Origin of the sequence: Pantoea sp. EKM103V, from assembly GCF_011800365.1 — a bacterium.
GTDB classification, from domain to species: domain Bacteria; phylum Pseudomonadota; class Gammaproteobacteria; order Enterobacterales; family Enterobacteriaceae; genus Pantoea; species Pantoea anthophila.
In genome coordinates, this window is sequence record NZ_JAALFQ010000001.1 from 866,405 (window position 1) to 890,688 (window position 24,284).

Annotated in this window: 18 protein-coding genes; 14 read left to right on the forward strand and 4 right to left on the reverse strand. The window is 62.2% G+C overall.

The annotated features are described in order from the left end of the window. Position 1 precedes the first annotated feature (1 nt). Genes ntrB through cobA form a run of 5 tightly spaced genes read left to right on the forward strand, consistent with a single transcriptional unit; the run spans position 2 to position 9,202 of the window. Complete coding sequence (ntrB, locus tag HFD97_RS04240) at positions 2-874, forward strand: nitrate ABC transporter permease (protein ID WP_167430928.1); 873 nt, start codon at positions 2-4, stop codon at positions 872-874. A gap of 10 nt (positions 875-884) precedes the next feature. Continuing rightward, positions 885-1,673, forward strand: a complete 789-nt coding sequence (locus tag HFD97_RS04245) for an ABC transporter ATP-binding protein (RefSeq protein WP_167430927.1) — start codon at positions 885-887, stop codon at positions 1,671-1,673. Positions 1,674-1,683: 10 nt separating this feature from the next. Then, the gene (gene nirB / locus HFD97_RS04250) at positions 1,684-5,748 is read left to right on the forward strand and encodes a nitrite reductase large subunit NirB (protein WP_167430926.1); all 4,065 of its coding nucleotides are present in this window, start codon (positions 1,684-1,686) and stop codon (positions 5,746-5,748) included. Next, positions 5,745-8,363, forward strand: coding sequence for a nitrate reductase (locus HFD97_RS04255; protein ID WP_167430925.1), 2,619 nt, complete (start codon positions 5,745-5,747; stop codon positions 8,361-8,363). The genes nirB and HFD97_RS04255 overlap by 4 nt, the downstream gene beginning before the upstream one ends. Beyond that, positions 8,363-9,202 (forward strand): uroporphyrinogen-III C-methyltransferase, encoded by an 840-nt coding sequence (cobA, locus tag HFD97_RS04260; RefSeq protein ID WP_167430924.1) that lies wholly within the window; start codon positions 8,363-8,365, stop codon positions 9,200-9,202. The genes HFD97_RS04255 and cobA overlap by 1 nt, the downstream gene beginning before the upstream one ends. Before the next feature lie 166 nt (positions 9,203-9,368). On the opposite strand, the gene HFD97_RS04265 is transcribed toward cobA, so the two are convergent. Then, positions 9,369-10,181, reverse strand: coding sequence for a DeoR/GlpR family DNA-binding transcription regulator (locus tag HFD97_RS04265; RefSeq protein ID WP_111207471.1), 813 nt, complete (start codon positions 10,179-10,181; stop codon positions 9,369-9,371). A 352-nt stretch (positions 10,182-10,533) separates the two neighbouring features. On the opposite strand from HFD97_RS04265, the gene HFD97_RS04270 reads away from it, so the two are divergent. The 8 genes from HFD97_RS04270 to HFD97_RS04305 all read left to right on the forward strand — a co-directional run bounded on the left by HFD97_RS04270 (position 10,534) and on the right by HFD97_RS04305 (position 19,509). Next, a complete protein-coding gene (locus HFD97_RS04270; RefSeq protein ID WP_111207469.1) occupies positions 10,534-11,331 on the forward strand; it encodes a GolD/DthD family dehydrogenase in 798 nt (265 codons plus the stop codon). 55 nt (positions 11,332-11,386) lie between these two features. After that, the gene (locus HFD97_RS04275) at positions 11,387-12,322 is read left to right on the forward strand and encodes a D-ribose ABC transporter substrate-binding protein (RefSeq protein WP_046101702.1); all 936 of its coding nucleotides are present in this window, start codon (positions 11,387-11,389) and stop codon (positions 12,320-12,322) included. Positions 12,323-12,367: 45 nt separating this feature from the next. Then, a complete protein-coding gene (locus HFD97_RS04280; RefSeq protein WP_167430923.1) occupies positions 12,368-12,979 on the forward strand; it encodes a DUF2291 family protein in 612 nt (203 codons plus the stop codon). Positions 12,980-12,989: 10 nt separating this feature from the next. Beyond that, the gene (locus tag HFD97_RS04285; protein WP_167430922.1) at positions 12,990-14,516 is read left to right on the forward strand and encodes a sugar ABC transporter ATP-binding protein; all 1,527 of its coding nucleotides are present in this window, start codon (positions 12,990-12,992) and stop codon (positions 14,514-14,516) included. Between the two features lie 17 nt (positions 14,517-14,533). Further along, complete coding sequence (locus HFD97_RS04290; protein ID WP_009090581.1) at positions 14,534-15,601, forward strand: ABC transporter permease; 1,068 nt, start codon at positions 14,534-14,536, stop codon at positions 15,599-15,601. Positions 15,602-15,612: 11 nt separating this feature from the next. Then, positions 15,613-16,410 carry an SDR family oxidoreductase gene (locus tag HFD97_RS04295; RefSeq protein ID WP_167430921.1) on the forward strand — a complete coding sequence of 266 codons (798 nt, stop codon included), beginning with the start codon at positions 15,613-15,615 and terminating at the stop codon, positions 16,408-16,410. Between the two features lie 171 nt (positions 16,411-16,581). Then, positions 16,582-18,009 carry a YchO/YchP family invasin gene (locus HFD97_RS04300; RefSeq protein ID WP_167430920.1) on the forward strand — a complete coding sequence of 476 codons (1,428 nt, stop codon included), beginning with the start codon at positions 16,582-16,584 and terminating at the stop codon, positions 18,007-18,009. Between the two features lie 177 nt (positions 18,010-18,186). Further along, entirely contained in the window at positions 18,187-19,509 is a 1,323-nt protein-coding gene (locus tag HFD97_RS04305) for a PAS domain-containing methyl-accepting chemotaxis protein (protein WP_167430919.1), read from the forward strand. A 90-nt stretch (positions 19,510-19,599) separates the two neighbouring features. On the opposite strand, the gene HFD97_RS04310 is transcribed toward HFD97_RS04305, so the two are convergent. From HFD97_RS04310 to HFD97_RS04320, 3 genes are all read right to left on the reverse strand, one after another. Continuing rightward, positions 19,600-19,800 carry a hypothetical protein gene (locus HFD97_RS04310; RefSeq protein WP_046101707.1) on the reverse strand — a complete coding sequence of 67 codons (201 nt, stop codon included), beginning with the start codon at positions 19,798-19,800 and terminating at the stop codon, positions 19,600-19,602. A gap of 102 nt (positions 19,801-19,902) precedes the next feature. Beyond that, positions 19,903-20,385 (reverse strand): MarR family winged helix-turn-helix transcriptional regulator, encoded by a 483-nt coding sequence (locus HFD97_RS04315; RefSeq protein ID WP_009090576.1) that lies wholly within the window; start codon positions 20,383-20,385, stop codon positions 19,903-19,905. A 338-nt stretch (positions 20,386-20,723) separates the two neighbouring features. Next, positions 20,724-22,268 (reverse strand): methyl-accepting chemotaxis protein, encoded by a 1,545-nt coding sequence (locus tag HFD97_RS04320; RefSeq protein ID WP_150030003.1) that lies wholly within the window; start codon positions 22,266-22,268, stop codon positions 20,724-20,726. 407 nt (positions 22,269-22,675) lie between these two features. Between HFD97_RS04320 and HFD97_RS04325 the strand changes: the two genes are divergently transcribed. Continuing rightward, the gene (locus tag HFD97_RS04325) at positions 22,676-24,247 is read left to right on the forward strand and encodes a bifunctional diguanylate cyclase/phosphodiesterase (protein WP_167430918.1); all 1,572 of its coding nucleotides are present in this window, start codon (positions 22,676-22,678) and stop codon (positions 24,245-24,247) included. The last annotated feature ends 37 nt before the right edge of the window (positions 24,248-24,284 follow it).

Here is a 24,284-nt window from a genome sequence, read left to right on the forward strand (position 1 = left end):
TATGAAAACTGACGCGCGCGCCGTGGCGCAGCCGGTGAACCCCCCGAGTCGTGCCACCGTGATCCCGTTACAGGTCACCCCAAAAATCGCGCCCCGTCCGGCGCGTCTGCGGCCTCTGCTGCAGCGCACCATTCCGGCCGCGGGCGGCCTGCTGCTGCTCCTGCTGGTGTGGCAGCTCGCCGCGCTGGCGGAACCGGCGTTTCCGTCGCCTTACGTGACCTGGCAGGCCGCGCAGACCCTGTTCGCCGATCCGTTCTACAGCAACGGCCCCAACGACCAGGGCATCGGCTGGAACGTGCTGGCCTCGCTGCAGCGCGTCGCCATAGGCTTTGGCCTCGCCGCGCTGGTGGGCATCCCGGCAGGCTTTCTGCTCGGGCGGTTCACCTTTCTCGCCCGGATGGGCAATCCAATTATCGCCCTGCTGCGCCCGGTGAGTCCACTGGCCTGGCTGCCAATTGGCCTGCTGCTGTTTCAGCGCGCCGAGCCGGCGGCCAGCTGGACCATTTTCATCTGTTCCATCTGGCCGATGATCATCAACACCGCCGAAGGCGTGCAGCGCATTCCGCAGGATTACCTCAACGTGGCGCGGGTGTTACAGCTCTCTGAATGGACGGTGATGCGCCGTATTCTGCTGCCCGCCGTGCTGCCCGCTGTCCTTACCGGGGTGCGCCTCTCTATCGGCATCGCCTGGCTGGTGATCGTCGCCGCTGAAATGCTGACCGGCGGACTGGGCATCGGCTTCTGGATCTGGAACGAGTGGAACAACCTCAACGTGGCCAACATCCTGATCGCCATTCTGATTATCGGCGTGGTCGGCCTGCTGCTGGAGCAGGGGCTGATGCTGCTGGTGCGTCGCTTCAGCTGGGAAAAATAAGGGGAAGAGCATGAAACACATTATTCGCGTTCAGCAGGTGAGCCAGCGTTTTAACACCGCCAGCGGCGAGTTCCTGGCCCTCGACAACGTCAGTTTTGATCTCCGTGAAGGCGAAACCCTGAGCCTGATCGGTCACTCCGGCTGCGGCAAATCGACGCTGCTCAACCTGATCGCCGGGTTGACCCGCCCCAGCAGCGGCGTGCTGCTCTGTGACAACCGTGAGATTACCGGTCCCGGCCCGGAGCGCGCCGTGGTGTTTCAGAACCACTCGCTGCTGCCGTGGCTGACGGCCTTTCAGAACGTCGAGCTGGCGGTGCAGCAGGTGTTTAAAGGACGTCTCACCCGCGCGGAGATGCACGACTGGATCGAGCACAACCTGAATCGGGTGCAGATGAGCCACGCCATGCACAAGCGGCCAGGCGAAATCTCCGGCGGCATGAAGCAGCGCGTCGGCATTGCACGGGCGCTGGCGATGAAGCCACGCGTGCTGCTGCTGGATGAGCCGTTTGGCGCGCTGGATGCCTTAACCCGCGCCCATCTGCAGGACAGCGTGATGCGCATTCAGCAGGAGCTGAACACCAGCATCGTGCTGATTACCCATGACGTCGATGAGGCGGTGCTGCTCTCCGATCGGGTGCTGATGATGACCAATGGCCCTGCCGCGCAGATTGGCGAAATCCTCACCGTCGATCTGCCGCGTCCCCGCGCCAGGGTGGCGCTGGCCGATGAGCCGCGCTATCACCAGCTGCGCCAGAAGGTGCTGCATTTCCTCTATGAAAAACAGACCACGGCGGCATAGGGAGCAGACCATGAGGCAACGGTTGCTGGTGATAGGCAATGGCATGGCGGGGATGCAGATGGTGGAGCGGCTGGTGCAGCGTGCGCCGCAGCGCTTTGCCATCACGGTCATTGGCCGCGAGCCGCACGGCAACTACAACCGCGTGCTGCTCTCGCCGGTGCTGGCCGGGGAAAGGGTGTTCGATGAAACCCTGATCCATGACCCTGACTGGTATCAGCGACACGGCGTCACGCTGCTGAGCGGTGAAACCGTGCTGCAGATCGATCTGGCGGCCCGCACGCTGCAGACCTGTCAGCGCCAGCTTGGCTGGGATCGGCTGGTGTTTGCCACCGGATCACGGCCGCGCCGGCCTGCGATCCCCGGCATTGAGGGCGATAACGTCGTGACGTTTCGCAGCATTGCTGATGTCCGGCAGCTGCTGGCGGGTGAGGGGCCGATCGTGGTGCTGGGTGGCGGCTATCTCGGGATTGAAGCCGCGGCGGCGCTGCGCGCCCGGGGACGGGCGGTGACGCTGGTTCATCACAAGCCCTGGCTGCTGGATCGCCAGCTGGATGCACAGGCGGGCGGGCTGTTACAGGCGGCTCTGGAGCAGCGCGGTATCCGCTGTCTGCTGAACAGCGGCATTGCGGCCATTGGCAAAGCAGATGTGATGCTGACGGATGGCCAGCGCTGCGCCGCTCGTCAGGTGGTGATCGCCATCGGCGTTGAGCCGGAGGTGACGCTGGCCAGGGCGGCGGGGCTGCCCTGTCAGCGCGGCATTCTGGTCGATGGCCAGCTGCGCAGCGCGGTCAGCGGGGTGTATGCCGTGGGCGAGTGTTGTGAACACAAGGGTGAAACCCTGGGGCTGGTGGCCCCCTGCCTGGCGCAGGCTGAGATTCTGGCGGCGCAGCTGGCGGGATCGCCGCAGCCCGATTTCGTCAGTCAGCCGCTGGCGACCCGGCTCAAAGTCAGCGGCATTTCGCTGTTCAGCGCCGGGGATATCAGTGAGGGGGAATCCCTCCACAGTTTCGATCCGCTTTCCGGCGACTATCGCCGTCTGTTTCTTCGCCAGGGCCGCCTGCGCGGGGTGCTGCTCTCTGGCGACACCCGACAGGGCCCGGCACTGCTGGCGCGTCTGCAGCGGGGCGAGGCGGTCACGCTTAACGCCCTGTTCGACCCCGATCAACCTGAACCGCAGCCGCAGGCTGCAGAGAGTCCTGAGATGAGTAAACCCGTATTAGCCGTGGTCGGTCACGGTATGGTCAGTCACTACTTTCTTGAGCAACTCGTTGCCCACCAGCTGCATCAGCACTACCACATCGTGGTGTACGGCGAGGAGTTGCAGCCGGCGTACGATCGGGTTCATCTCTCCGACTACTTCAGCGGCAAAGCGGCGGACGCGCTGTCACTGGTCAGCACAGACTTTTTTGCCCTGCAGGGGATTGAACTGCGCAGCGGCTGTCAGGTGGTGGCAATCGATCGGGCGCAGCGCAGCCTGCGCGACAGCGCGGGCAATGAGCTGGCGTGGGACAGGCTGGTGCTGGCAACCGGTTCACGCGCGTTTGTGCCGCCGGTGCCGGGCCACGATGGCGACCGCTGCTTTGTCTACCGCACCCTGGACGATCTGGATGCAATCGCAGCCTGCGCCCGCTACAGTCAGCGCGGTGTGGTGATCGGCGGCGGCCTGCTCGGTCTGGAGGCGGCCAACGCCCTGAAGCAGCTCGGGCTGGAAACCCACGTGGTGGAGTTCGCGCCACGGCTGATGGCGGTGCAGCTGGATGAGGGCGGGGCGCTGATGCTGCGCCAGAAGATCGATGCGCTGGGCGTCACGGTTCACACCTCGAAGCAGACCGACATCATTGAGCCGCAGCCGGACGGCAGCGTGGTGCTGCGGTTTGCCGACGGCAGCGCGCTGCCCACCGATCTGGTGCTCTTCTCCGCCGGTATCCGGCCGCGGGATGAGCTGGCGCGGGAGGCGGGCCTGACGCTCGGCCCCCGCGGCGGCATTGAAATTAACGACTGCTGCCAGACCAGCGATGCGGCGATCTTTGCCATTGGCGAATGCGCCTTGTGGAACGGGCAGATTTTCGGGCTGGTCGCCCCCGGTTACCAGATGGCACGGGTGCTCGCCGGACATCTGGCTGGAGAGCCAGTGGCCTTCAGCGGTGCCGACATGAGCACAAAACTGAAGCTGCTGGGGGTGGAGGTGGCGTCGTTCGGCGACGCGCACGGGCGCACGCCGGGCAGCCAGCACTATTACTGGAGTGATGGCCCTAAAGGCATCTACAAAAAGATCGTGGTCTCCGCGGATAACACCCGGCTGCTGGGGGGCGTGCTGGTGGGCGACAGCAGTGAGTACACCACGCTGCTGCAGATGATGCTCAATGCATTGCCGCTGCCCGCAACTCCGGAAAGCCTGATCCTGCCTGCGCTGGCCGGTGCGCCGAAAGCGCCCGGCGTCGCGGCGCTGCCCGACAGTGCGCAGGTCTGCTCCTGCCACAACGTCAGCAAGGGCGATATCTGTGCGGCGGTTCAGGCCGGATGCGGGGAGATGAGCAGTATCAAAAGCTGCACCCGAGCCGCCACCGGCTGCGGCGGCTGCGCGGCGCTGGTGAAGCAGGTCATGGAGTATGAACTGGAAAACCTCGGCGTCGAGGTGAAGAAGGATGTCTGTGACCATTTCAGCTATTCGCGTCAGGAGCTGTATCACCTGGTGCGGGCGGGGGAGTTCAGAACCTTCGATGCGCTGCTGGCGTCTCACGGCAAAGGCCAGGGCTGCGAAGTGTGCAAACCGCTGGTGGCGTCGCTGCTCGCTTCCTGCTGGAACGACTACCTGCTAAGACCGGCGCATCTGCCGTTGCAGGACACCAACGATCGCTACTTCGCCAACATCCAGAAAGATGGCACCTACTCCGTCGTGCCGCGCGTGCCGGGGGGCGAAATCACGCCGCAGGGGCTGATTGCCATTGGTGAGGTGGCGGCGCGCTACGATCTCTACACCAAAATCACCGGCGGCCAGCGTATCGACCTGTTTGGCGCGCGGCTCGACCAGCTGCCCGACATCTGGCAGACGCTGCTCGATGCCGGGTTTGAAACCGGTCACGCCTATGGTAAGTCGCTGCGCACCGTGAAGTCCTGCGTCGGATCGACCTGGTGTCGCTATGGCGTGCAGGACTCGACCGCCTTCGCTATCGCCCTGGAGAACCGCTACAAGGGACTGCGCGCGCCGCACAAGATCAAGATGGCGGTTTCCGGCTGCACCCGCGAATGCGCCGAGGCGCAGAGCAAGGATATCGGGGTGATCGCCACCGACAAGGGCTGGAACCTCTACGTCTGCGGCAATGGCGGCATGAAGCCGCGTCACGCCGACCTCTTCGCCAGCGATCTCGATGATGCCACGCTGCTGCGCTATGTGGATCGCCTGCTGATGTTCTACATCCGCACCGCCGATCGTCTGCAGCGTACCAGCGTCTGGATGGACAATCTGGAGGGCGGTCTGGACTATCTGCGGCAGGTGATCATCGAGGATAGCCTCGGGCTGGGCGCGACGCTGGAGGCGGAGATGCAGCAGGTGGTCGACGCTTACCAGTGCGAGTGGCAGACCACGCTGGCGGACCCGTCGCGCCTGGCGCTGTTCACCCCAACCCTCAACAGCGCGCAGCCGGATGAGACGCTGCACTACAGCCGGGTGCGCGGTCAGCGTCAGCCTGAAGCGGTGGCCGCGCGGCCGCTGTTACAGCTGCCCGCCGAGCCGTGGAGTGCCATCTGCGCGCTGGAGGCGATTCCGCCTCAGGCGGGGATCGGTGCGCGTCTCGGCAGCGAACGGGTGGCCCTGTTCCGCTTTGGCGAGACGCTCTATGCGCTGGAGGACCGCGAGCCCGGCAGCGATGCCAGCGTGCTGTCGCGCGGGATTCTGGGCGATGTGGGCGGCGAGCCGGTGGTGATCTCCCCGCTCTATAAACAGCGGGTGCGGCTGCGTGACGGACAGAGCCTGGATAACCCGCAGCATCAGCTGCGCTGCTGGCCGGTGAAGCTGGAAGCGGGGCAGATCTGGCTGGCAAACCGTCCGCTTAACCCGCTGGCGCAGGCATCATGAACAGCACCTGTCCCTATTGTGGCGTGGGCTGTGGCGTCTGCGTCACGCCGCAGGGGTCGCAGCAGGCCGTTGTCACCGGCGATCCGCACCATCCTGCCAGTCTGGGCCGGTTATGCGTCAAGGGCGCGGCGCTGGGCGAGACGCTGATCCCGGAAGGCCGGTTGCTGACGGCCAGGGTCGACGGCCAGCCGGCCAGCCTGGCATCCGCGCTGGATGCGGCGGCGGCGGGGCTGCGCGCGGTGATCGATCGCTATGGGCCGGAGGCGGTAGCGTTTTACGGCTCCGGTCAGCTGCTGACCGAGGATTACTACGTCGCCAATAAACTGATGAAGGGCTACATCGGCGCCGCCAACATCGACACCAATTCGCGGCTCTGTATGGCGTCCGCCGTGGTGGGATATAAGCGGGCGCTGGGCGCGGACGCTGTGCCCTGCTGTTATGAGGATCTGGAGCAGGCCGATCTGGTGCTGCTGGTCGGCTCTAACGCCGCCTGGGCGCACCCGGTCGTCTGGCAGCGGCTGATGCAGGCGAAGCAGCAGCGTCCGGCGATGCGCATCGTGGTGCTGGACCCGCGCCGGACCGCGAGCGGCGATCAGGCTGATCTGCACCTGCCGCTGCGTCCCGGCAGCGATGCGGTGCTGTTTTCCGGCCTGCTGCACTGGCTGGCACAGACGAAGGGCCTGGATGCCAGCATGTTGCCGCACCTCAACGGCGTCTCAGAGACGCTGGCCGCGGCAGCGGCGTGGGATGTGGTTCGGGTGGCGGTGGCGTGCGATTTAACCGTGCAGCAGGTGACGCACTTTTTCCGGCTGTTCAGTGAGCACGATCGGGTGCTGACGCTCTGGTGTATGGGGATCAATCAGTCCGTCACCGGCAGCGACAACAATCAGGCCATCCTCAATCTGCATCTGCTGAGCGGCAAAATAGGCCGCCCGGGCTGCGGTCCCTTTTCGCTGACCGGACAGCCAAATGCCATGGGTGGCCGCGAGGTGGGCGGGCTGGCGAACCAGCTGGCGGCGCACATGACGTTTACCGCAGAAGATTGCGACCGGGTGCAGCGTTTCTGGCGCAGTCCGGTGATAGCCCGCCAGCCGGGGCTGACCGCGCTGGAGCTGTTCAGGGCGATCGGGGAGGGCAGCGTGAAAGCGGTGTGGATCATGGGGACCAACCCGGCGGTGTCGATGCCTGAGGGCAACCGGGTGGCGCAGGCGCTGGCGGCCTGTCCGCTGGTGATTGTGTCCGATGTGATGGCGCAGACTGACACCAGCGCCTTTGCCGATATCCTGCTGCCTGCCCAGGGCTGGGGCGAGAAGAGTGGCACCGTAACCAACTCAGAGCGGCGGATTTCACGTCAGCGCGCTTTCGTCAGCGCACCGGGTGATACCCGGCCAGACTGGTGGCTGCTGGCTCAGGTGGCGCAGCGGTTAGGGTTCAGTGAGGGGTTTAACTGGCAGCATCCGTCGGAGATCTTCCGCGAACATGCTGCGCTGTCCGGTTTTGAGAACGGGGGGCAGCGGGCATTCGATATCAGCGGGCTGGCGCAGCTGAGTCAGGCGGAGTGGGACGCGCTGCGTCCGGTGCAGTGGCCGGTAAACGCTGACCACCCCCAAGGCTGCGCCCGGCTGTTCAGCGATCGGCGCTTTTTTCATCCGGACGGTAAAGCGCAGTTACGGGTGCCGGCAACGCCGCGGGCTGTGCCGCGTGACGCGGCTTATCCGCTGCTGATGAACAGCGGTCGGGTGCGCGACCAGTGGCACACCATGACCCGGACCGGGCTGGTGCCGCGCCTGATGCAGCATTGTGATGAGCCGTTTGCGGCACTGCATCCGGCGGATGCCGTGCAGTATGGTGTGACGCCGGGCGGGCTGGCGCGGGTGCAGTCGCAGCAGGGCTGGATCAGCGTGCGGGTGCGTGCGGATGCCGGGATGCGGCGTGGCGAGCTATTTGTGCCGATGCACTGGAACCGGCAGTTCAGTCAGCAGGGGCACGTCGACATGCTGGTTGCCGCCCGGGCCTGTCCTTTTTCCGGGCAGCCTGCGCTGAAGCAGACGCCCGTGCGCATCCTGCCGCTGGCGGTGAAGTGGCAGGGCTGGCTGTGGCAGCGCGGGATGACACCGCCCGCCGGGTTGCGTTACTGGGCGCGCGTGCCCTACCCGGCGGTACAGCGGTTTGCGGTGGCGGGCGAGGGTTCGCCGCAGGCGTGGCTGGCCGATCATGCGGATCTGACCGGTTGTGAGGTGCAGGTCGCCACCGGCAGCGGCAGTGACTACCGGCTGCTGGCCTGGCGCGACGGCGCGTTGCAGCTGGCGTTTTACGCTGGCACAGCGCAGCCGGCGCTGGAGAGTGCGTTTGTCGCGGCGGCCTTCCTGGCTGCCCCGCAGGATGCGGCCGGGCGGCACAGCGTGCTGGCCGGTCGGGCCGCAGAGGGCAGGGCGACGGGCCGGATAATCTGCAGCTGTATGGCGGTGGGGGAGCAGGCGATTTTACAGGCGATGGCGCAGGGGTGCCGGTCGACTCAGGCGCTGGGCGAGAGGCTGAAGTGCGGCACACAGTGCGGCTCCTGTATTCCGGAGCTGAAGCAGCTGTTGTTGTCTGACGTGGTGGTGGAGGAATGATGACGCGGGCAATTGATTCTCTGGATAAGTTACTGGCTCCGGCCGGTGCGGGCGGGCAGGCGGGCAGGGTCTGGCTGGTTGGTGCCGGGCCGGGTGATGTGGATCTGCTGACGGTGAAGGCATTGCGGTTGCTGCAGCGTGCGGAGGTGGTGGTGTATGACCGACTGGTGAGCGACGCGGTGATGGCGGAGGTGCCGGAGAGCGCGTTGTCGATTGACGTGGGCAAGCAGCCGGGCGCGCATGGTCTGAAGCAGGCGCAGATCAATCAGCTGCTGGTGGATCTGGCACGAAGCGGGCGCAACGTGATCCGGCTGAAAGGCGGCGATCCCTTTATTTTTGGTCGCGGTGGCGAGGAGATGGTGAGCCTGCAGCAGGCCGGGATCCGTTGTGAGGTGGTGCCGGGGATTACGGCGGCGGTGGGCTGTGCGGCGGCCAGCGGCATCCCGTTAACGCACCGGGATTGCGCGCAGTCGTTGCGGTTGATTACCGGGCATGGGCGGCTGGGCGAGCCGCAGCTGGATGCGGCTGCGCTGGCGGCGGTGAATGAGACGCTGGTGTTCTATATGGGGCTGAGCTGGAGTGCCTCGATCAGTGCGCAGCTTCAGGCGCACGGGCGCGACAGGAAGACGCCGGTGGCGATTATCGAAAAGGGGACCCGGCCGGATCAGCGGGTGCTGATCACCACCCTGGGCGGGCTGGCGGAGACGGTGGCGGTGGCGCAGCCGGTGTCGCCGTCGCTGCTGATGGTGGGGGACGTCGTGCGGTTTTACCGGGCAGATTTGCAGGAGCAGGGTGTTGCGCGTGCAGCAGGCGCAGGCGCAGTCTGGAGCGGGCTGTGAGGGTGGTGCGTCGTGCAGGAAAGGCCTGCCTGATCGCAAAGGATTCCCGCCTCCCTGCGGATTGGGCTCGCCCTCCCTGGCTCGCACACTTTGCTCTTCAGGCAGGCCTTACCTGCCCGGCTGACGGCGGTGCTTTCTTTCGTTCAAAACGCTGCGTGCTAATCCGTTACATCGCCCGCTTCATGGGCAGGGGGGCCACCAGCACTTTCACGCCCAGCGCTTCGAACGCGCTGACCTGAGCGGCGCTGATGCCGCTGTCGGTAATCAGATAGTGAATGTGACTCCAGTCGCAGGGCAGCGCAAACATCGATACTTTGTCAATTTTGCTCGAATCGGCGACCACGTAAACTGTGCTGGCCGATTTGATCATCGCCAGTTTTACCTTGATATCGGTTTCACTGGGAAAGCTCAGGCCGAGACGCGGCGAGATGCAGGCGGTGGCCAGAAAGAGTTTCTCCGCCAGCACGTTCTCAAAGAAACTGGCCGCTTTTTCGCCAGAGGTGGAGAGCGTCGGAAATTTAAAGGTGCCCCCGGTGAGCAGGATGTTGATCCCCGGCTCGCCACCCAGCTTCAGGGCGATATTCACCGCGGTCGTTACCACGGAGAGACGCCGGATATGGCTGAGGGCATCAGTGATGGCCGTGGTGGTGGTGCCGGAATCGAAAATCACCGTATCCCCATTTTCGATGTGCTGCGCCGCCAGTCGGCCAATCGCCTCTTTCTCTTCCAGATGTGTCTGCCGCTCCAGCAGCATTGCACCGCTGTTCTGCTTACCGGTCATCAGGGTCGCACCGCCGTGATAGCGCTGTACAAACCCCTGTTTTTGCAGCATACGCAGGTCGCTGCGCAGGGTGGCCTCCGTCAGCCCAAAAGTCTCCGTCAGGGCTTTAACCGTGACGGTGCCATCCTCACGGATCATCTCCAGAATTTTCTCGCGGCGTTGCTGCATGTCAGCGAACTGCTCACTTTTGCTTTTCAATCGAAATGCTCCCTTTTCCAGTGACCTGACGGGTCGGGCAAACAGGCTCTTTGTGGCTGAGTTTAACGCGCCCTTTTTCTGAATGCGAGATAGCCAGGTGCATCATTGATTTTCGAATGAAAATAAAAAGCAGACAGGTTGTTGAATCTCTCACGCTTTCCGGATCGTGCCTGTCAGGCTTTATTTCACTACTGCAAGCCAGATCACGCCTTTTCAATCAGATAAGCGGCGCGGGCTGTGAGATGGTCGAAATTTGATCTGCTCCACATATCATTTCTTTTCGATAGCATATATTTTTGTTCGAAAATGATTACGCCAACGGCATCAGCAAAAATCTGAGGGGAAGAGTGGGATGAGTGGTGAATATGACGTAAACCTGCGCTACGGCGTGGATACCGCCCTGAATCTGGGTGACAAAGTGGCCGTCGTGACCGGCGGGCTGGGCGGGATTGCGATGGCCACCAACGGCATGCTGCTGGAGAAGGGGGCGCGTCTGGCACTGCTCTATCCGCCGTTTGAAGCGGAGAAGGTTGCCAGTCTGCAGAAGGACTTTGCCGCCGACCGGGTCCGGTTTGTCTGCTGTGACGTTACCGACCCCGCCTCTGTCGACGCCGCCTTTGAGACGGTGGTTGCCCACTATGGCCGCATCGACATTCTGGTGAACTGCGCAGGATACGTGATGCTGCAGCCGGTGGTGGAGACCGACTTTGCCGAGTGGCAGAAGCAGATCGCCGTCAACCTCACCGGGCCTTTTCTCTGCTCACAGGCGGCTGCACGACTGATGATCCGGGCGGGTGCGGGCGGCAAAATTATCAATATCGCCTCACAGGCTGCCTCGATCGCCATCGACAACCATGTCGCCTACACCTCAGCCAAAGCGGGCCTGCTCGGCATGACCAAAGTCATGGCGAAAGAGTTTGCCCCGCATCGTATCAACGTAAACACCCTGTCGCCCACCGTGGTGCTGACGCCAATGGGCGAAAAAGCGTGGCGCGGCGAGAAGGGCGAGCAGATGAAAAAGCTGATCCCGCTGGGACGCTTTGCCTACACCGACGAGATCGCCGCCGCCGTGCTCTTTTTCGCCAGCAACGGCAGCGACATGATTACCGGCGCGGACCTGATGATCGATGGGGGCTTCACCATCTGGTAACGCCACGCTGACACCCGGGAATGAACACCCTGACATAACGATAAGCGAGAACATCATGAAAAACCGTACCCTGCTGTGTAGTGCCGTGGCTGCCTGCCTGGTTTCGCAGGCGGCGTTTGCCGCCGAGAAAGGCACCATTATGATCCTGGTTAACTCACTCGATAATCCCTATTACGCATCAGAGGCCAAAGGGGCCAATCTTAAAGCGCAGGAGCTGGGCTACAAAACCACCGTGCTGTCGCATGGTGAAGATGTGAAGAAGCAGAGCGAACTGATCGACGCCGCGATTGGTAAAAAAGTGCAGGGTATCGTGCTCGATAACGCTGACTCCACTGCCAGCGTAGCGGCCATTAAAAAAGCCAAAGATGCCGGGATCCCGGTGGTGCTGATCAACCGGGAAATTCCGGTGGATGACGTGGCGCTGGCCCAGATCACCCACAACAACTTTCAGGCCGGCTCAGACGTGGCCAACGTTTTCGTGGAAAAGATGGGTGAAAAGGGTAAGTACGCCGAACTCGCCTGCAACCTGGCGGATAACAACTGCGTGACACGCTCGAAATCGTTCCATCAGGTGCTGGATCAATATCCCGACATGCAGAGCGTGGCGCGTCAGGATGCCAAAGGCACGCTGATCGACGGCAAGCGCATCATGGACAGCATCCTGCAGGCGCACCCGGATGTAAAAGGGGTCATCTGCGGCAACGGTCCGGTGGCGCTGGGGGCGATTGCGGCACTGAAAGCGGCGGGGCGTGACGACGTGATTGTGGTCGGGATTGACGGCAGCAACGACGAACGCGACGCGGTGAAAGCCGGCACGCTGAAAGCCACCGTCATGCTGCAGGCGCAGGCGATTGCCGCCGAAGGGGTGACCGATCTCGATAACTTCATTCAGAAGGGCGTGAAGCCGGAAAAACAGCGGGTGATGTTCCGCGGCATTCTGATCACCCCGGAGAATGCCAAAGGCGTTCAGGACTTCAACTACAAGTCGTAATTAACCGCTGCCGCGCCTGCGCTGGCGGGCGCCTGGGAGAAGAAGATGTCCCGAAGAGTCTGGCTGACGCTGGTGGTCACGCTGCTGAGTGGCTGCCGAATTGTGTCGCAGCAGGAGCTGGCTGACCTGAAAAATCCCCCTAACCCGAAGATGGCTGATATTGACCAGCTCTGGCAGCAGAAGCTGGTGCCGCAGCTCCAGTCGGAGGCGCGGCCCGTGTCAGCGCTGCTCACCGCAATGCGGTCAGCCAAAGATTTTGACACTGCCTGTCAGACCGACGGCTATCGCACTCAGGCGGAGAATCCCTGCATCTTCAGCGTCTCGGTACAGGGCGATGTCACGGCAGTCAACACCACCTCACGCAGCGGAAAGATGACCGTAAAGGATGAATCAGGTGACAGTGTCACTATTCAGATCGGGCCGATCATCCGTGGCACCGCGCTGCGTGATGGCTACCGGGGCGCAGGTTATCAGGATTTTAACGACCAGGTGCTGTTCGGTGACTTCGGCAAGGCGATTAATCAGCACGCCTCGCAGATGATGCAGCAGTTCGCGCCGAAGGTGGGCGATAAGGTGAAGGTGACCGGCGTGTTCAGCAGCTGGGACATTCCGCAACAGCTGCCGGATATCACCCCGGCCGCCATTTCCCGGCAATAAGGAGCGGCAGATGCAGCAACCTCAACAGCCCGGCGATGTGATTATTGAAACGCGCAACCTGTCGCGTCTTTACCCCGGCGTAACCGCACTCGATCAGGTCAACTACCGGGTTTACCGCAACAAAGTGAATGTCCTGATCGGCGAGAACGGCGCCGGGAAGTCCACCATGATGAAGATGCTGGCCGGCGTGGAGACCCCCTCGTCGGGCGAGATTCTGCTGGATGGCCGGCCGGTGTCGCTTCACTCCACCCAGCAGGCGGAGAAACAGGGGATCAGCATCATTTTTCAGGAGCTGAACCTGTTTCCAAACATGAACGTCATGGACAACATCTTTATCGCCAACGAGTTTTTCCAGCGCGGGGTGATCAACGAGAAGTATCAGTATGCGCTGGCGAAGTCGCTGCTGGAGCGGCTGCAGCTGGATGTCGATCCCTTTGCGCCGCTGGGCGAGCTGGGTATCGGTCATCAGCAGCTGGTGGAGATCGCCCGGGCGCTCTCCAAGGATACCCGGGTGCTGATCATGGACGAGCCGACCAGCGCGCTCAGCCAGTCGGAGGTGAAAGTGCTGTTCAGCGTCATTGAGCAGCTCAAGCGGCGCGGCGTCACCATTATCTACATCTCCCACCGGCTGGAGGAGCTGATGGAGATCGGCGATCACATCACGATTTTCCGCGATGGCCGCTTTATCAGTGAGCGCGAGGTACGCGACGCCAGCGTGCCGTGGATTATCGCGCAGATGGTGGGCGACCGGAAAAAACAGTTCGACTTTCAGCCTGCCCCGCAGGGGGAAACCGTGCTGGAGGTGGAGGAGCTGACTGCCCTGCATCAGAACGGAGGCTACAGGCTGAATGCGGTGAGTTTTACGCTGCGCAAGGGTGAGGTAATCGGCATCTATGGCCTGCTCGGCGCCGGTCGGACAGAACTGTTTAAAGGGCTGATTGGCCTGATGCCCTGCCAGTCGGGCCGGGTGCGGCTGGCGGGCCGCGATCTGGCGAAACGCAGCTTCCAGCAGCGGCTGAAAAGCGGTATTGCGCTGGTGCCGGAGGATCGCAAAGGCGAAGGGGTGATTGAACTGATGTCGATCACCGCCAACATGACGCTCTCGGACTTCAGCCTGCGCGGCTTTCGTCGGGCGCTGGGGCGGCTCAACCCGCGTCGCGAGCAGCAGCGGGTCAGTGAGATGATCGGCCATCTGGCGATCAAAGTCAGCGATCCCGAGCTGCCGGTTACCTCGCTGAGCGGCGGTAATCAGCAGAAGGTGGTGCTGGGTAAGGCGCTGATGACCGGGCCGCAGGTGGTCCTGCTGGATGAGCCGACTCGCGGGATCGACGTGGGCGCGAAGACCGATGTCTATCACCTGATTGGCAATCTGGCGCAGCAGGGGCTGGCGGTGATGTTCTCCTCCTCCGAACTGGATGAGGTGATGGCACTGGCGGACCGGATTTTAGTGATGGCCGATGGCCGGATAACGGCCGATCTGCCCCGCGCAGCGGCCACGCGCGAACACCTCATCGCGGCATCAACCCCGCAGGATTAAGCGGGCCGGAGAATCTGATGAACCAAAAATATCTGCTCTACATGTACCTGCTCAAAGCGCGCACCTTCATTGCGCTGCTGATCGTGGTCTGCTTTTTCAGCGTGATGGTACCGAACTTTCTCACCCCCTCTAACCTGCTGATCATGACGCAGCACGTGGCGATCACCGGGCTGCTGGCGATAGGGATGACGCTGGTGATCCTGACCGGCGGCATAGACCTCTCGGTGGGCGCGGTGGCCGGGATCTGCGGCATGGTGGCGGGCGCGCTGCTGACCAATGGCATTCCGCTATGGGGCGGCAACACGCTGTTTCTCAACGTGCCCGAAGTGATTCTGGTGGTGGCCCTCTTTGGCATCCTGGCCGGACTGATTAACGGCACGGTGATCACCCGGCTGGGCGTGGCGCCCTTTATCTGCACCCTGGGCATGATGTATGTGGCGCGGGGCGCGGCGCTGCTGTTTAACGATGGCGGCACCTACGCCAATCTGGTCGGGCTGCCCGCCCTGGGCAACACCGGCTTTGCCGTGCTGGGGTCCGGCACCCTGCTGGGCGTCTATCTGCCTATCTGGCTGATGCTCGGCTTTTTACTGCTGGGACTCTACCTGACGCGCAAAACGCCGCTGGGGCGCTATATCTATGCCACGGGCGGCAACGAGTCCGCCGCACGGCTGGCAGGGGTGCCGATCATCAAAGTTAAAATCTTTGTCTACGCCTTTTCCGGCCTCTGCGCCGGGCTGGTGGGGCTGGTGGTGGCGTCTCAGCTGCAGACCGCGCACCCGATGACCGGCAACATGTTTGAAATGGACGCCATCGGGGCCACCGTACTGGGCGGCACCGCGCTGGCGGGGGGACGCGGACGCGTCTCCGGCTCGATTATTGGCGCTTTCGTTATCGTCTTCCTGGCGGATGGCATGGTGATGATGGGCGTCAGCGATTTCTGGCAGATGGTGATTAAAGGGCTGGTGATTGTCACGGCCGTGGTGATTGATCAGTTCCAGCAGCGTCTGCAAAGCAAAGTGGTGCTGCTGCGTCGCCATGAAAAAAAGCCGCAGCCGGCACCCCTCACTGATGTGCGTCACACGTAACAGGAGCAATGATGAGCGGAAAACAGCAGGGAAAAACTGTCGTGATCACCGGTGCCTGCCGGGGAATTGGAGCCGGTATCGCCGCGCGGTTCGCCCGCGACGGGGCGCGGCTGGTGATGGTGTCCAATGCGGACCGGGTGTTTGCCACCGCCGACCAGCTGCGGCAGCAGTATGGCAGTGAGATTCTGGCGCTGCAGGCTGACGTGACCGACGAAGCCGCGGTGCAGCAGCTCTATCAGCAGGCCGCCGAACGCTTTGGTCAGATTGATGTGTCGATCCAGAATGCGGGGGTTATCACCATTGACCGGTTCGATACGCTGCCAAAAAGCGACTTTGAGCGGATTCTGGCGGTCAATACCACCGGCGTCTGGCTCTGTTGTCGTGAAGCGGCAAAATATATGGTGACGCAGCGCAGCGGCAGCCTGATCAACACCTCGTCGGGGCAGGGACGGCAGGGCTTTATCTACACGCCGCACTATGCCGCCAGCAAAATGGGGGTGATTGGCATCACGCAGAGCCTGGCGCTGGAGCTGGCCCCGTGGAACATCACGGTCAACGCCTTTTGTCCCGGTATCATTGAGAGTGAGATGTGGGATTATAACGATCGGGTCTGGGGAGCGATCCTCAGCAGCGAAAAGAAAACCTACGGCACAGGTGAGCTGATGGCGGAGTGGGTCAACAACATTCCGCTGAAGCGCGCCGGACAGCCGGAGGATGTGGCCGGACTGGTGGCCTTTCTGGCCTCCGAGGATGCGCGCTACATCACCGGTCAGACCATTAATGTGGATGGGGGTCTGATCTTCTCCTGACGGCGTCGTACGCGGCTGGCCTGCCGCACAGGCGGGCTTTTTTCAGCCAGACTTTTCTGTTATATGCACATTTTGCCGCTGCTGTCCTGCATCGCCGTCACAATATGTTAAGGTAATGATTGATAATTTGGCTTTTGTTGCAGCAACGAATCAATCAATTTACCAGGTGACATGATACGGAAAACGGGTTTTCTCGCCTTAATCACGCTGTCGCTCTCCGCGATACCCGCCGCGCACGCGTTTCAGACCGACACCGCCGTGTCAGAGACGCCATTCGACGATCCTGCGCGCTACAGCGACGCCCTGCCGACCCTCGGCAGTGTCAGCGATCAGGATGAGGCGTGGAGCAAAAAGCTGGCGGCCGTCGCCAAAAGTATCGGTGAGGCGAGCAAAAACGACAGCAACGTCACGTTTGGCCAGCAGGCGGGCATCTGGGCGTTCAATCATCTGCGGGATGAGGTGGCCGAACGGGTAGAGAGTGAAGGGCAGTCGCTGCTGTCGCCTTATGGCACTGCACAGCTCGATCTGAAAGTGGACATGGAGGGTAACTTCACCGGCACCGGCGGCGATCTCTTCAGCGCCCTGGCCGATGAAAACAGCCTGCTCACCTTCAGCCAGCTTGGCCTGCACGAAACTGACGATGGGCTGGTCGGCAACGCCGGACTGGGTCAGCGCTGGGAGGCGGGTAACTGGCTGCTGGGTTACAACGGCTTTGTCGACCGCACCTTCAGCAGCGGCCTGCAGCGCGCCTCGGTCGGCACAGAGGCGTGGAGCGATTCGCTGCGCCTCTCCGCCAACTACTATCAGCCTCTCTCCGGCTGGAAAAACCTGAGCGATTCCCGGCAGCAGCGGATGGCGCGCGGCTATGACATCACCAGCCAGAGCTATCTGCCGTTCTACCGGCAGCTCGGCGTCTCCGTGAGCTATCAGCGCTATCTGGGGGAGAATGTCGATCTGTTTAACAGCGGCAACCGCTATCACAACCCTTCCGCCATGTCGTTTGGTCTCTCCTACACGCCGGTGCCACTGGTGACGCTCTCCGCCACCCATAAAACCAGCAGCGCCGGCGAGAGCCAGGATCAGCTGGGTCTGAAGCTCAACTACCGTTTCGGCGTGGCGCTGCGCCGCCAGCTTGATGCCGATAACGTCGCTGAAGCGCACTCGCTGCGCGGCAGCCGCTACGATACGGTGACCCGCAGTGACACGCCGGTGCTCGCCTTCCGTCAGCGTAAAACCCTGTCGGTCTTTCTGGCGACCCCGCCCTGGCAGCTCAGCAGTGGCGAGAGTCTGCCGCTGAAGCTGCAGGTGCGCGCCAGTTATGCTATCCGGGCGGTGAGCTGGCAGGGCGATACGCAGGCACTGAGCCTGACACCGCCTGCCAACAATGCCGATCCGCAGGGCTGGAGTGTGATCCTGCCGCAGTGGGACCCGTCACCCGATGCCAGCAACGAATATCGCCTGTCGGTAACGCTGGAGGACAGCAAACAGCAGCGCGTGACCTCGAACTGGATCACCCTGAAGATTGCGCCACCGATGCCGATGGATGACGTGTCGCAGAACGATCGCTTCGATCTGATGGCTCCCGGCGCGGCGCTGTAATCACCTCCGCGGCCTCTGCGGCGGCGTTGTCCCGCCCGCGCTGCCTGAGCCGGGCGGGGGCTGAAAAGCAGTAACATCAGGTTGCAATCATCAGCCGCAACTATCGCAGCAATGGATAAGGCGTGACGGGAAAATGCCGATAACTACAGCAGTTCCCACTCCTTTTCGGATTTGCTGATGCGCCTGAATGTACTGAAAACTCTGCTTCCCTCTTTTATCCGTCAGCGTGGCCTGCACGCTGCCGCGTCGTTCACCTCGCTGGGCGGTGCCATGGCCGTGATTGAGTTCACCCCGGCTGGCATTATCCGCCGGGCCAGTCCGCTGTTTCTGGCGACGATGGGATACCGGGCGGAGGAGATCGTGGGTCAGCATCACCGCATGTTCTGTCCGCCTGCGCTGGTGAACTCGGCTGAATATCAGCGTTTCTGGCAGCGCCTCGCGGCAGGGGAGAGCTTCAGCGACAAATATCTGCGGCTGGCTAACGGCATGCGCCCGGTCTGGCTGGAGGCCAGCTATATTCCGGTGACCGATCGACGCGGCCGGGTGTTCAAAATCATCAAGATCGCCGCCGATATCTCAGAGAGGATGCAGTCGTCGCTGGAGAAAGAATCCATCATTAATGCGATCAGCCGCTCGATGGCGATGATCGCTTTCAGCCCTGACGGGATTGTGCTGGAGGCAAACGACAACTTTCTCCAGGCCACCGGTTATCAGGCTGCGGAGGTGGTGGGACAGCATCACCGGCTTTTCTGTTCAGCGGAACTTTCAGGGAGCGAGGAGTACCGTCAGTTCTGGGCGCGGCTGAATCAGGGTGAATTCTTTTCGGGGCAGTTTCCCCGGCTCAACCGGCGGGGCGAACCGCTCTGGCTCAGAGCGACCTACAATCCGGTCTTCAACAGCGACGGGCAGCTCGACAAAATTGTGAAGTTCGCCACCGATGTGACGGAGCAGGTGCTGCGTAATCAGCAGGAATATGACGCGGCGCTGAACGCCTGGAATATGGCGGTTCAGACGCGGGGCAGTGCGCAGGCCGGGGCCGATGTGATTGAACACAGCATTCAGAAAATCAGCCAGATCGCTCAGGAGATGGGCGTTGTGTCGGCCGATGTCTCGCGCCTTAACAGTCAGTCTGCCAGCATCGATGGCATGGTAGAAACCATCCGGCGTTTTGCAATGCAGACCCGACTGATCGCCCTCAATGCCGCCATTGAGGCGGCGCGGGCAGGCGCGTCGGGTCGCAGTTTTGCCGTCGTCGCGGCCGAGGTGCGCACCCTGGCCGCCAGCGTCAGCAGCGCGACCGAGGAGATTGAACGGGTTGTGGCGGGCAATAACGAACTGGCGCGAGAGGTGCTGCGTGGCATTGAAACGTCGCTGGCGAGTACCGGTCAGGGAGTGAGCCTGATGCGTGAGGCGGGCGAGGTTATCGCCAGCATTCAGAAAGATTCGGAGCGGGTCGAGAGCGCCGTGCGTGAGGTTGCCCGGGCGGCACACGGCGAGTAATCGCCCATAAAAGGCGGGCTGAACAGTCCGCCGCAACAGCGGCCCGGCATGGCCTGCATCCCGTCAGCCTGTCGTCCGGCAGCGCGTCTGTCAGCGCACGATGGCCATCACCACCCGTAATGCATGGGTATAGATATCTCTCTGGCCGTTGACGGAGCGCGCCTCCTGCTGCCGGAGAAACGCCAGGATCTCCTCCGCGCCCGCTGGCTGGCCAGACTTCAGCAGGCTGGCGACCGCGTGGCCGACCACGGCATGCACCTCATCCATGTCGACCGGTTTATTCGTGCTCAAAGGCGACCCCCGCGCAACAGTGTTGATCAATATTTTCTGAAAGCGGTCTGCTGAGGCGATGCCGCAGGCCCGGGCTGGCCGCCGCCCTGATGTGTGCGGCCATCATGGCAACGCCTTCACTAATTTGTCCCGCAGTGTAGCGACCTGGGCTGTCAGATCGACGAGCTCATGGCAGGCCGTGTCCATCACCGAAATCATATCTGCCGGCACGCCCGCCGCCGTCACTTTAAGCTGGTGGCCCTGCTCGGTCAGGGAGACCCATACCCGGCGCTCATCCTGGCCGGTATCACGCTGGCGGCAGATCACGCCCGCACTCTCCAGCCGCTTAAGAAGCTGACTGAGCGTGCCGGAGTCGAGCCGGACGCGCGCCCCGATTTCGGAAACGGTCAGGCGATCTTTTTCCCACAACACCAGCAGCACCAGATACTGCGGATAGGTCAGCCCCAGCGGCTTCAGCCGTGACTGATACAGTTTTGTCATCGCGAGGGAGGCGGAGTAGAGCGCAAAGCAGAGAAACTGATCGATCGTTTCCGGTGCTGCACCAGGCGGCGGCGTTTCACAGATCCCCGTGGTTTCATCGTTCATATGTTTACTCATTCTGAGTCGGGGACGGGGGGCGGCATCCTGATGCGTCTCCGCTGTAAGGGCACCGCGGTTGCTCCGGGTCGGCAACCCTGGCGGCCGCCTCGCTTTACGCTGTCAGGCTCCCGCTCTGTCGGGGGCCGTTGCGGCGGGAAGAAACCGGTTCCGTTGCCCCCGGATGGAAAGGCAAACCAGTATTGAGTCAAATTAAATTGAAGTCAACCCAACCGGCAGCCACGCCGGGTGCACAACGTGCTGAAGCGGCTGGCGCAGCTAACCGGCTGCGCATTCAGCACGTCTCCACCCGACACGTTCGGCGCGGCGTGGTCTGCCGGAGAGCGTTAAACCGTGAAGGTCTCGACCATGCCGCGCAGATCGCGCGCCTGGGCCAGCAGTGACTGCGAGGCTGACGAGGACTCCTCCACCAGCGCGGCGTTGTTCTGGGTAACCCCATCCATCTGACTTACCGCAACGCTGACCTGAGAGATACCCTGCATCTGCTCGCTGGAGGAGAGTGAGAGGTTGTCCATCGCATCGGCCAGTTCACCGACGCGGCTGACAATCTTCAGAATACGTTCACCCGTTCCCGCCGCGACGCTCACACCGCCTTCGACCTGCGTCACGGCCTGCTCAATCAGCTGTTTGATGTCACGGGCTGCTGTGGCGCTGCGCTGGGCCAGTGAACGGACCTCACCGGCAACGACCGCAAATCCGCGACCCTCTTCACCGGCGCGCGCCGCTTCCACGGCGGCGTTGAGCGCCAGAATATTGGTCTGGAAGGCGATCCCTTCAATCACCGCGGTGATATCCCGGACCCGGACCGCACTCAGCGAAATCTCCTGCATGGTCTGCGCCAGACGATGCACATCCGCTTCGCCGTCATGGGCCAGCATGGCCGCCTCGCGCGCAGAACCCGCTGTCTGCTGTGCGCCTGCGGCATTACTTTTCACCGTGGCGGTCAGCTGCTCCATACTGGCTGCGGTTTCCTGCAGGGCCGCGGCCTGCTCTTCGGTGCGTGAAGAGAGCTCCGTGTTACCCTGGGAAATCTCATCGGCCGCCAGCGCAACCGACGCCGAGGCGTCTTTAATCTGCGTGACCATGCCGCGCAGGTGTGTCTGCATGCTGTTCAGTGAGGCGAGCAGGCTTGTCGTGTCACCCGTCCGCAGCGTGACCGGCGAGGTGAGATCACCGGCCGCGATCGCTGCCGCCAGCGTCTGCGCCTGGATCGGTTCGCCGCCCAGCTGACGCATCAGCATCCGCACAATGAATGTGCAGGTGGCGACCGCCGCCAGCAGAGAGATGACCGTCAGGATCATCAGTATGCGGGTGGTGCGACCAATGCTGTTGCCATTCTCCACGACGGTCTGCTGGCTGCTGCGCATCTCAAGCTCGGTCAGCTCGTTTATTGCCTTCAGCAGGCTTTGCTGTGCCGGTCGCGCGACGTTTAACAGATAATCTGTGACCTCCTGCTGACGGTTTTCCAGCCCCAGTTTCCCCGCCGTCATCAGCGTGGAGAGGGCCGCACCCTCACTGGACTCAATCCGCTCCATCGCTTCCCGCCCGGCCTGCCCGGCGTCCGTCTGCATCATGCGTGCCAGCGCTTCGCGGTTGCTGATGTAAAGCGCCCGCTGTTTCTGCAGGCGTTCCCACTCAGGCTGCATCGCCTTCGGATCGGTCAGCAGGGCAAGGTTGCGCACGGCAATCGCCATATCACGGACGCCGCCCCGCATATCGAGCACCGTCTGATATTTTTTCAGCCGCACATTCACCACCTCGTTCATGCCATCGCGGGCACTGTCCAGGGCGTGAATCGCTGTGCCAGCACAGATAACTAACAGCAAAATCAGTAAACCAAAACCTGCACTCAGACGCGTTGAGATTTTCATGTGTTTTTCCGGAAGGGGTCATTAGTTAAGACGGTATCGGCCGTCAGCGGCAATTCTGGAGGGTTGCTATTAACTAAATTGAGCGCTATTTATTGCCGTGCTATTCAGTGACTTGCCGGTAAGAAACCCCGCAGGAGGATTAATTTATCCGGTCGGACCTGTTAAAACGCCCGCCGCTGCCGATAGATCCCTGACTGGTATGAGTGATCAGTTCTGCCCCTGCCGGTCAGGAGCGATCCTCTGCCTCACTGTCACACAGCCAGTGAGAACGCCTGATTAGTACCAGGCAGAACAGAAGGGGTCATTATTGTCAGCCACGCGCAGACCGTGTTTAACCATCACGCCCCGGTTTTTTACAGAAAAATTAAAACAACACTCTGACACCTTTCATCACCAGGAATTAACGCATGCGCCTGAAACTTTTCTGGCTCGCAATGCTGAATATTGCGACCATCTTTTTACTTTCCACATTGTGGGAATATGGGCTTGAGGCGCACCTCGCTCATCTGCTCGGCCTGAGCTATAACCTGGATTTTGAAACCAGCGAACGCTTACGGTTCATCCTGACATCGACCGCTTTCGCCGGGCTGGCGATGGTGATTCCGGCGCTGCTGATTGCGGGTCTGATCCGCAAAACACTGCTGGCCGAAAAAAATGCGCTCAGGCTGGCCGGAACCGATGCGCTGACCGGCGTACTCAATCGCCGATCGTTCAATGCGCATATCGCCGCGCTGGATGACTGCGGGATGCCGTATACACTGACGCTGCTTAATATCGATGATTTCAAAACTATCAACGATCTCAACGGCCATCGTCAGGGGGACACGATCCTGGTGGCGCTCGCGTCGATGCTGACCGCGTCGGCTGGCACGGAAAGTCAGGTGTTTCGCATCGGTGGCGATGAGTTTGCCCTGGTCGTGGCGGCGTCTCAGGCCGAGCAGGCGCTGCTGGAGGCCGGCAGGATCTGTGAGCATGCCTCATCTATCCGCACCGGGCCGCATACCGTTATGCACCTCTCTGCCGGTATTGCCAGTTCTGACTGTCCGGGACAGGAGGATGTGGTGCGGGCCGCCGATCTGGCGCTCTGTGAGGCGAAGCGCAATAAAGAGGCCTCTCTGGCCCGTTTCACGCCGGATATGGCGCTGCGCTTCCTGCAGCGGGAGAAGATGGAGCATGAGGTCGCCGCCGCCGTCAGCGGGCATGCCATCGTGCCTTTCCTGCAGCCGCTGGTTTCGCTGCGCACCGGCAACATCACCGGGTTTGAGATCCTGGCGCGCTGGATCACCGCCTCCGGTCAGACGGTGGCACCCGCGCAGTTTTTGCCCGTGGTGGAGCGGCTCGGGCTGATGGACAGCCTCACCGTGGCGCTGCTGCAGGATGCCGTCAGCGCCACGCGGGCATGGCCTGCCGGGCTCGGTCTGTCGCTGAATATCACCCCGGAGCAGCTGCTGAGACCTGCGCTGACCAACTGCCTCTCCGCCATTATGCAGCAGGCCGGGCCGGTGATGCTGGAGCTCGAAATCACTGAACAGAACGTGATGGCGATCTCCGACGATGCCCGTCAGGCGATCAGACGCCTCAGGGAGGAGGGGATTGGGGTCGTGCTGGATGATTTTGGCACCGGCTACTCCAACCTGTCGGTGCTGCTGGGGCTGGGGATTACCAAAATCAAAATCGATCAGTCGTTTATTGCCGGGATCGTCACCGGGTCGGAGCAGCGCAAGGTGGTGGAAACCCTGCTGACGCTCTGTCAGGAGCTGAACGTCATTATTACCGCAGAAGGTATTGAGGTTGTCTCAACGCTGAGATGGCTGAGAAAGCGCGGTTGTGACTACGGTCAGGGCTATCTCTTCAGTCGTCCGATACCGGCTGAGCAGGCTACACTGCTGCTGGCATCGGCGGATGCAGAGGGATTCATTCAGGAAGCCGCCGTCTCCGTTATCGAGCCAGACCCGGAGGCTCAGCTGGCACAGCGATAAAAAACGGGCCCGGCAGCGTGTGCCGGGCCCGTATGGG

Bases quoted from the DNA above. Each gene is read 5' to 3' on its own strand.
- ntrB (WP_167430928.1), top strand. From the start codon at position 2: ATGAAAACTGACGCGCGCGCCGTGGCGCAGCCGGTGAACCCCCCGAGT.
- HFD97_RS04245 (WP_167430927.1), top strand. From the start codon at position 885: ATGAAACACATTATTCGCGTTCAGCAGGTGAGCCAGCGTTTTAACACC.
- nirB (WP_167430926.1), top strand. From the start codon at position 1,684: ATGAGGCAACGGTTGCTGGTGATAGGCAATGGCATGGCGGGGATGCAG.
- HFD97_RS04255 (WP_167430925.1), top strand. From the start codon at position 5,745: ATGAACAGCACCTGTCCCTATTGTGGCGTGGGCTGTGGCGTCTGCGTC.
- cobA (WP_167430924.1), top strand. From the start codon at position 8,363: ATGACGCGGGCAATTGATTCTCTGGATAAGTTACTGGCTCCGGCCGGT.
- HFD97_RS04270 (WP_111207469.1), top strand. From the start codon at position 10,534: ATGAGTGGTGAATATGACGTAAACCTGCGCTACGGCGTGGATACCGCC.
- HFD97_RS04275 (WP_046101702.1), top strand. From the start codon at position 11,387: ATGAAAAACCGTACCCTGCTGTGTAGTGCCGTGGCTGCCTGCCTGGTT.
- HFD97_RS04280 (WP_167430923.1), top strand. From the start codon at position 12,368: ATGTCCCGAAGAGTCTGGCTGACGCTGGTGGTCACGCTGCTGAGTGGC.
- HFD97_RS04285 (WP_167430922.1), top strand. From the start codon at position 12,990: ATGCAGCAACCTCAACAGCCCGGCGATGTGATTATTGAAACGCGCAAC.
- HFD97_RS04290 (WP_009090581.1), top strand. From the start codon at position 14,534: ATGAACCAAAAATATCTGCTCTACATGTACCTGCTCAAAGCGCGCACC.
- HFD97_RS04295 (WP_167430921.1), top strand. From the start codon at position 15,613: ATGAGCGGAAAACAGCAGGGAAAAACTGTCGTGATCACCGGTGCCTGC.
- HFD97_RS04300 (WP_167430920.1), top strand. From the start codon at position 16,582: ATGATACGGAAAACGGGTTTTCTCGCCTTAATCACGCTGTCGCTCTCC.
- HFD97_RS04305 (WP_167430919.1), top strand. From the start codon at position 18,187: ATGCGCCTGAATGTACTGAAAACTCTGCTTCCCTCTTTTATCCGTCAG.
- HFD97_RS04315 (WP_009090576.1), bottom strand. From the start codon at position 20,385: ATGAACGATGAAACCACGGGGATCTGTGAAACGCCGCCGCCTGGTGCA.
- HFD97_RS04320 (WP_150030003.1), bottom strand. From the start codon at position 22,268: ATGAAAATCTCAACGCGTCTGAGTGCAGGTTTTGGTTTACTGATTTTG.
- HFD97_RS04325 (WP_167430918.1), top strand. From the start codon at position 22,676: ATGCGCCTGAAACTTTTCTGGCTCGCAATGCTGAATATTGCGACCATC.